The sequence below is a fragment of the Stenotrophomonas sp. 3(2025) genome (genome assembly GCF_052665395.1).
In genome coordinates this window covers 162069-168884 of sequence record NZ_JBQOIF010000008.1, presented here as the reverse complement: position 1 = coordinate 168884, position 6816 = coordinate 162069, and the positions used below count along the sequence as shown (strand labels likewise).

Genomic DNA, 6816 nt, shown 5'->3' with positions numbered 1-6816 from the left:
GAGGGCGCCATCGAGCCCCCCGGTACGGGTTTACGGCGTGGCCCGCGACCCCACCCCGCCCGGCCCAATCACATGAATCGCATTTCGCGACCCACCCACGAGGGGCTGCGCCGTTGGCTGGAATCTACGGCCACCAGCCGTGCCCGAACCGCGCGTAATGATCGGCCGCACGCTCGAACGGATTACGCGCACTGACACCACCACACAGCAGATACACCGGCAGGTACAGCGGCCCCAGCACCAGATACTGGTACACGTGCGCACGCTCATGGTCATCCAGCCGGATCAACGGCTCCACGCCCCACCCCGCCTGATGCGCGTAGGTACGACAGCACATGCCCAGGTCGTGGCCGGTGTGCAGGATCACATTGCCCAAGGTGATCGCTCCGCCCGGGCCCCAGGGCCAGTGATCGAAAACCACCGCGCAATCACGACCGCTCCAGCGCATCTTCGCCCCCCCCAGCAACCCGGCCAGACCGCCAAGCAGGCCGATCAGGGTATTGGGCACGGTCCACAGCGCACCCAGCACCTGCAGCGCGCGCAGCCAGATCGGCCAGGGACGGGACGCGGTATTCAATCCGCCTCGTTGGGGATCAGCAGCCATAGCAGCAGGTAGACCAGGATGCCGGGGAAAGCGGCCGACGCCAGCGAGACCACCACGTACAGCACCCGTACCAGGGTCGGGTTCCAGCCGAAACGATGGGCGATGCCGCCCATCACCCCGGCAATCATGCGGTCGTTCAGCGAGCGCGACAGGGTGCGCGGCACAGCGTTCATGGCGAGGTCTCCCGGCTGACTGGCTGTTGCCACTGTAGCGCCTGCAATGTCTACGGCGTGCGTTGGCGCAAGGCCTGCAGGCGGGCGCTGAACCACGCCGCGGAGGTCTGTTCGGGCTGGCCGGGGCAGCGGATCCGGTAAGCCTTGCCGCTCATGCTGCTCTGGCTCGCCGCACGTTCGATGAACTGCTCGGCAGTGTCGACCATATCCTTTTTCAGCAGGTAGTCGTACTTGCGCTGAAGGTGGGAACGCGCATCGGCCGGACCGTACCAGCTGCCGTTTCGCTGGAACTGGCACTGGGAGCCGTCCAGGCTCCCGATCAACTGCGCGATCTCGCGGCGCGCATCGGCGCTCGGCGCAGCACCGACGACGCCCGGCGCAAGGGCCAGGGCAAGCGCGAGCAGAGGGGAATACTTCATGGCGTGCGTTCCTTCAGCCAGTTGTCGATGGTCGCCGGCACTTCGCGCTGTGCGCGGCCGGAGACGTAGATGCCGATATGCCCACCGCGGAAACTGGATTCGGTGTAGTCCTGCGTGCCCAGCCGGCCACGCATCGCGCGCGATGCATCCGGTGGCACCAGGTGATCCTGTTCGGCGTAGATGTTCAGCACCGGCAGGGTCACCTGCGACAGATCCACCGCCTCTTCGCCGATGCACACTGTGCCATTGACCAGGCCGTTGCCCTGGTAGAACTGCTTGATGAACTCGCGGAAGGCTTCACCCGCCAGGTCCGGTGAGTCGAAGATCCACTTTTCCATGCGCAGGAAATCCTCCAGCGCGGCCTTGTCATCGAGGATGTCGAGCAGGCCCACGTACTTCTGCACGTTCAGGCGGAATGGCTTGAGCATCAGGTAGCTGGCATTCATCAGATCGGCCGGGATGTTGCCCAGCGTATCCACCAGCAGATCCACATCCACCTGCTGGGCCCAGTGCGACAGCATGTTGTCGGCGGTCTGGAAGTCGACCGGGGTGACCATGGTGATCAGATTGCCCAGCTTCTGCCGCCGCAGTGCGGCGTAGCACAGGGCGAACACGCCGCCCTGGCAGATGCCGAGCATGTCGACCGGGCCTCCACTGCGTGCGCGCAGCGCATCCACCGCGCCATCGATATAGCGCAGCAGATAGTCCTCAAGCGTCTGGTAGCGCTCGGAACGGTCCGGATAACCCCAGTCAAGCACGTACACGTCCTGGCCCAAGGCCAGCAGCTTCTGCACCAGTGAGCGATCGGCCTGCAGGTCGACCATGTAGGGGCGGTTGACCAGTGCGTACACGATCAGCAGCGGTGTGCGCCGCACCGGCGCGTTCTCGCCGACGAAGCGATACAGCACCACTTTGCCATCGCGCCAGACTTCTTCGCGGGCGGTGGCGCCATAGCCGACATCCTCCACCTGCGGCAACAGCTTCAACCCTTCCATCAGCTTGCGCTGCATGGCCAGGGTCTCCTGCATCAGGTCATCGGCATTGAAGCCCAGCGGTCCTTTCATGGCTTACGACTTCCGCGTGGTCGCGCGGGTGGTGGCCTTCTTCGCTGGCGCTTTCTTCGCGGCAGGCTTCTTCGCTGCAGCCTTCTTCGCTGCAGCCTTCTTCGCTGCAGGCTTGCGCGCGACGGGCTTGACCCTGGCAGGCGCCGGCTGGGCCACCGGATCGACGGCATCGGTACCGGCAAGCGCCGCCACCTGTGCCTGCACCCGGCGCAGGCTGCGCTCGAGCTCGGCGATGCGACGGTGGGCGGCATCCATCTCGCTGCGGGTGGGCAGGCCGATGCGTTCACTCATCTGTTCTACCTCGCGCTGCATGCCTGCGCGCAGGCGCATCTGTGCGTTGCCCAGCGAGGCATACACCTGCTGGAACGGCTCGGACATGGCGACCTTGGCGTAGGCCTCCTCGGCCACTTCGATCCACAGATCGAACATCGCCCGGGCGCTGGTCAGCTGGCTGCCGGGCTGCTCGTGTTCGGCCAGGCGCTGCTCGAACAGGTCGAAGGCCTCTTCCAGTGCCTGCTTGATCTGCTCGACGTAGGCCTGCGAATGCTGCTGGTACTCCTCCTGCGCGCGCAGCAGGGCCTGCCACCGCGCGTGGTGCTCGCGGCCGGGCCCGAACGCCGGGCTCTGCAGCCAAGGGCCAGCCAGCGTCTGCAACTGCTGGAACCACGCCGTGAACTCGGGCGGAGCAGCGTCCACATGGGTGCTGCCGCGGGCCCCCTGCAGCATCCACTGCAGCATGCCGTCGCCCTGCCCCTTCACCGCTTCACGCCAGGCCTGGGCGACCTCGGCACTGCTGGCATCGCGGCCGGCAAAGCGTGCAGCGACTTCCTGCATGGTGCCGTACCAGCTGCCAGCCTGTTCGCGGAACCGCCGCACCGCCTCTTCCGGCGCGGCAGCACCGGTCCCGGGCAGCAGTTGGCCCCACCAGTCGAACAGGCGCTTCCAGCTGCCCGGGTCGTCGCCAGCCGGGGTTCCCGGCACGGCGGCATGGCGCAAGGCATCACCCCAGGCGCCGAAGTACTGGCGGGCCAGATTTTCGAAATCGCTGCTGCCGGCGTCGTTGGCCGAGCTGGTCATCGCGCTCCTCCGCAGGGCTGGGTCATGGCTTGGGAATGCGCAGGGTCTTGCTGATCATCAGCGACCCGGACAACGCGAACAGCAGCACCAACGGATGCAGCTGCCAAGGGCCAATCTGCCACTGGCCGAGCCACAGGTCGCGGCCGATGGCATCGGTGCCGGCGGCGATCGCCAGCACGATCACCAGCGCCAGGCTGGTGGGAATCGGCGTTCCCTCGAAGTACTTCACCTTGCCTTCGTCACCGCTCATCGCCTCGGCGGTCACGTTGTAACGGGCCAGGCGGCTGACGCCGCAGCAGACGAAGTAGCTCAACACCAGCCAGTCCCAGCCGCCCTGCATGCCACAGGCATAGGCCAGCGCTGCGGGTGCGACACCGAAGGAAATGACGTCCGACAGCGAGTCGAGCTCACGGCCCAGAGTCGAACTGGATTTGCGCCAGCGCGCGATGCGGCCGTCCAGTGCGTCGAAAATGAAAGCCAGCGGGATCAGCGCCATGCCGAACATCAGGTAGCCGCGCTCGCCATCCTGCAGGAAACGCATGGCGGCAAACACCGCGCCGGTGCCGCAGAAAGCGTTCGCGAGGGTGAACCAGTCCGCCAGATGGAACTCGCGCAGCATCGAGAAGTGACGTTTCATGAAGTCTCACGGGGCATCAAGGCCCACAGGGTACCGCGAGCGCCGCCACCGGCAACAGCGTGGGCTGCCCCTGTCCTTCACCCGACACTCACCGATCCTCACCGGCGGTGAATTTTTCGCCACCCATCTTGACAGCCTAGGGGGGTGGCGCCTGTCAGCGCTTATCCACAAAGTTGCCCACGCGTAATCCACACCCCCTGTGGACAACTGGTTCTCACCGACTGCGACGCTGGACATTTCCTCATCACCACAAGCCGGGGTTTCCCTACTTCCCAAGCCGGTCCGCCAGCGCTATGGTCTGCGGCGGACCCGCCGCCGCCACGCCCGACTCCTTGCCGACGGACGATGCTGATGCTGGATGCACGCACCCTGGCCGCGCAGTTGCGCTGGCCGAAACTGGCACGGGTGCTGCATCGCGGCGGCCGGCTATGCCTGGCCTTTGGCGATGCCGGATTCATGCGTAGCCTGCCCTTTGCCGAGGACTTTGAACTGCATGAGCTGGACGCAGTGGAGCTGGCGCTGCGGGTGTCCGGCTTCACCGTCACGGCATGGCGCTCGCGTCGCGAATGCACGGCCGGCAATGACGGCCAGCAGCGGTAAAAGCACTTCCACCTGCTGCTGGCACATCGGCGTTGAAGCTCTCCCCGCCGGGCATGGCCCGGCGCTACCGAGGCTGCGCCCGATGGGTAGCGCCGGGCCATGCCCGGCGAACGCAACGGCCTCCGGAATGCCTCACAGCCGGCTGAAGGACCAGCTCTGCATGCGCCCATCCCGGTAAGGCATCACTCCGTGGAACGGTCGCGGATCGGCATCGAACACCAGCGGCAGGAAGTTGCGGTCGCCCTCCCACATCGGCAGCTGGTCCAGCTTGTCCACGTCCACCCACTCCAGGGTGCCCTCGTGATTGCCGCCGTGCGGGGCACCCTCGAAGCTGTCGATGACGAACACGAAACCGAACCAGTCTTCACCGTGCTTGCCGAAACCCGGCCAGCTGATGGTGCCGCGCAGGCGCATGGCCGTGCAGTCGATACCGGCTTCCTCGGCGATTTCGCGGCGCATGCCGGCGGCAACGTCCTCGGTCGGCTCGACCTTGCCGCCCAAGCCGTTGTACTTGCCCAGGTGGTGGTCGCCCGGCCGGGTATTGCGGTGGATCATCAGCACCTGGCGGCGATCGGGCGAGAGCACATAGCCCAGGGTGGCGACGATCGGGGTATACGGCATGTGCGGGTCCGGCGGCGGGTCAGCCGTGGATTATGGCCGATCAACGCACCAGCGACAGGCGACGGTCGCCCTCACCCACGGTGTTGCCGTCTGGATCACGCCGCAGGGTGGCCACGCCATGGCCGCGTTCGGCCAGGTATTCCAGCCATTTGCCGAGGAAGGTGTTCATCCGCATGCGATGGCTGATCAGCTCGGCCGGCGGTGGGTACAGGCCCATCGTGTCCTGCCAGCGGCGGCCGACGTAGCAGTGGGTGGTCTCGGCCTGGCGCGCGTCCCGGTACAGGCGGACGAAGGCCGATGGGTCCGGTTCACCGGTCACCGGGTCGGCCAGGTCATAGGTCAGGCGCAGCTCGACCGTGTACCGGTGGCACTCGATCACGTCCAGGCGCACGTCCAGGCCATCGCCCACCGAAGAGACGTAGCTTCCCGCCACCAGCTCGGCCGGCGCGAACAGGCGCACCAGGTGACGGTAGTTCTCTGCGTACAGCCCCATGAGCCAGCTCAGCCGGCTCAGGCGGGGAATGCGCTCGGTACGGGGCAATGCTCGGGCCATGGGCTGATCCTACACGTTGGCCCTTCAACGTGGGGACTGATCGGTCCCGGCCAAAGGGGCCCTGTATCGACCAACGGTCGATACCCACCGCGCAGGTGGGTCACGACCCTGGGTCGTAGCGCACCCGTCAACCGCGCAGGTAGGCCACGACCGTTGGTCGTAGCGCACCCGTCAACCGCGCAGGTAGGCCACGACCGTTGGTCGTGGCGCACCCGTCAATACAGTTCGCGCTGCAGCCCCAGCGTGCCGAGCACCTTGCTGGAGATCTCCTCGATCGAGGTATGGGTGGTGCTGAGGGTCGGGATGCGTTCCATCTGGAACATGACCTCCGCCGCAGCCACCTCGCGCTTGCAGGTGTCCAGGTTGGCGTAGCGCGAATTGGGCCGGCGCTCCTGGCGGATCTGCTGCAGGCGATCCGGGTCGATGGTCAGGCCGAACAGCTTGCGCCGGTAGTTGCGCAGACGGGGCGGCAGGCGGTCGCTCTCCAGATCCTCGTCGGTCAACGGGTAGTTGGCCGCTCGCACCCCGTAATGCAGGGCCAGGTAGATGCAGGTAGGCGTCTTGCCCGCCCGTGACACCGCCACCAGGATCACGTCGGCATCGTCGTAGTTCACCGCGATGCCATCGTCGTGGGTCAGCGCGAAGTTCATCGCGTTGATGCGCCGGTGGTAGGTGTCGAAGTCGACCATGCCGTGGGCCTGGCCGACCCGGTTCAGGCGCGAGCTGGACAATTCGCGCTCCAACGGTTCGATGAACGGGGCGAACACATCCAGCATCAGCGCCCCGCTTTCGGCCAGGATCAGGCTCAGGCTCTGGTCCACGCAGGAGTTCACCACGATCGGCCGGACCTGGTAGCGCTCCCCCGCCGCCTGGATCCGGGCACAGGCTTCGCGGGCTTTTTCGGGATCATCGACAAATGACATCCGGTCGGTAATGAAGCTGAACCCGGAGAACTGGGTCAACAGGCTATGCCCAATGGTTTCAGCGGTGATACCGGTTCCATCGGAAACGTAGAACACCGGACGGATGGTCGACATGCGCGCATTTACCCCCTACGAAGCCTAAAAG

9 protein-coding genes and 1 pseudogene are annotated in these 6816 nt (G+C 66.0%); 1 reads left to right on the top strand and 9 read right to left on the bottom strand.

Annotated features, from left to right (window positions below):
• Window positions 1–124: 124 nt before the first annotated feature.
• Genes ACUXVE_RS08850 through ACUXVE_RS08825 form a run of 6 tightly spaced genes read right to left on the bottom strand, consistent with a single transcriptional unit; the run spans window position 125 to window position 3974 of the window.
• A complete protein-coding gene (locus ACUXVE_RS08850; RefSeq protein WP_025879253.1) occupies window positions 125–577 on the bottom strand; it encodes a hypothetical protein in 453 nt (150 codons plus the stop codon).
• Window positions 574–777, bottom strand: a complete 204-nt coding sequence (locus ACUXVE_RS08845) for a PspC domain-containing protein (RefSeq protein ID WP_025879254.1) — start codon at window positions 775–777, stop codon at window positions 574–576. The genes ACUXVE_RS08850 and ACUXVE_RS08845 overlap by 4 nt, the downstream gene beginning before the upstream one ends.
• Window positions 778–827: 50 nt before the next feature.
• The gene (locus ACUXVE_RS08840) at window positions 828–1196 is read right to left on the bottom strand and encodes a YfeK family protein (protein ID WP_222389056.1); all 369 of its coding nucleotides are present in this window, start codon (window positions 1194–1196) and stop codon (window positions 828–830) included.
• Window positions 1193–2260, bottom strand: coding sequence for a class III poly(R)-hydroxyalkanoic acid synthase subunit PhaC (locus ACUXVE_RS08835; RefSeq protein WP_445514240.1), 1068 nt, complete (start codon window positions 2258–2260; stop codon window positions 1193–1195). Before ACUXVE_RS08835 ends, ACUXVE_RS08840 begins: the two co-directional genes overlap by 4 nt.
• Before the next feature lie 3 nt (window positions 2261–2263).
• The gene (gene phaE, locus ACUXVE_RS08830) at window positions 2264–3337 is read right to left on the bottom strand and encodes a class III poly(R)-hydroxyalkanoic acid synthase subunit PhaE (RefSeq protein ID WP_445514239.1); all 1074 of its coding nucleotides are present in this window, start codon (window positions 3335–3337) and stop codon (window positions 2264–2266) included.
• 22 nt (window positions 3338–3359) lie between these two features.
• Window positions 3360–3974 carry a CDP-alcohol phosphatidyltransferase family protein gene (locus ACUXVE_RS08825; RefSeq protein WP_093819149.1) on the bottom strand — a complete coding sequence of 205 codons (615 nt, stop codon included), beginning with the start codon at window positions 3972–3974 and terminating at the stop codon, window positions 3360–3362.
• A gap of 393 nt (window positions 3975–4367) precedes the next feature.
• Between ACUXVE_RS08825 and ACUXVE_RS08820 the strand changes: the two are divergent.
• A pseudogene (locus tag ACUXVE_RS08820) lies at window positions 4368–4574 on the top strand (methyltransferase); the annotation flags it as partial.
• Between the two features lie 132 nt (window positions 4575–4706).
• Here ACUXVE_RS08820 and ACUXVE_RS08815 read toward each other — a convergent pair.
• The 3 genes from ACUXVE_RS08815 to ppsR all read right to left on the bottom strand — a co-directional run bounded on the left by ACUXVE_RS08815 (window position 4707) and on the right by ppsR (window position 6785).
• The gene (locus tag ACUXVE_RS08815) at window positions 4707–5195 is read right to left on the bottom strand and encodes an NUDIX hydrolase (RefSeq protein ID WP_093819148.1); all 489 of its coding nucleotides are present in this window, start codon (window positions 5193–5195) and stop codon (window positions 4707–4709) included.
• A gap of 40 nt (window positions 5196–5235) precedes the next feature.
• Window positions 5236–5748, bottom strand: a complete 513-nt coding sequence (locus ACUXVE_RS08810) for a DUF1249 domain-containing protein (RefSeq protein ID WP_099784603.1) — start codon at window positions 5746–5748, stop codon at window positions 5236–5238.
• Between the two features lie 215 nt (window positions 5749–5963).
• A complete protein-coding gene (ppsR, locus tag ACUXVE_RS08805) occupies window positions 5964–6785 on the bottom strand; it encodes a posphoenolpyruvate synthetase regulatory kinase/phosphorylase PpsR (protein WP_025879262.1) in 822 nt (273 codons plus the stop codon).
• Between the last annotated feature and the right edge of the window lie 31 nt (window positions 6786–6816).

Coding starts and splice junctions, on each gene's coding strand:
- ACUXVE_RS08840 (WP_222389056.1), bottom strand. CDS start 1,196: ATGAAGTATTCCCCTCTGCTCGCGCTTGCCCTGGCCCTTGCGCCGGGC.
- ACUXVE_RS08835 (WP_445514240.1), bottom strand. CDS start 2,260: ATGAAAGGACCGCTGGGCTTCAATGCCGATGACCTGATGCAGGAGACC.
- ACUXVE_RS08845 (WP_025879254.1), bottom strand. CDS start 777: ATGAACGCTGTGCCGCGCACCCTGTCGCGCTCGCTGAACGACCGCATG.
- ACUXVE_RS08815 (WP_093819148.1), bottom strand. CDS start 5,195: ATGCCGTATACCCCGATCGTCGCCACCCTGGGCTATGTGCTCTCGCCC.
- ACUXVE_RS08825 (WP_093819149.1), bottom strand. CDS start 3,974: ATGAAACGTCACTTCTCGATGCTGCGCGAGTTCCATCTGGCGGACTGG.
- phaE (WP_445514239.1), bottom strand. CDS start 3,337: ATGACCAGCTCGGCCAACGACGCCGGCAGCAGCGATTTCGAAAATCTG.
- ppsR (WP_025879262.1), bottom strand. CDS start 6,785: ATGTCGACCATCCGTCCGGTGTTCTACGTTTCCGATGGAACCGGTATC.
- ACUXVE_RS08810 (WP_099784603.1), bottom strand. CDS start 5,748: ATGGCCCGAGCATTGCCCCGTACCGAGCGCATTCCCCGCCTGAGCCGG.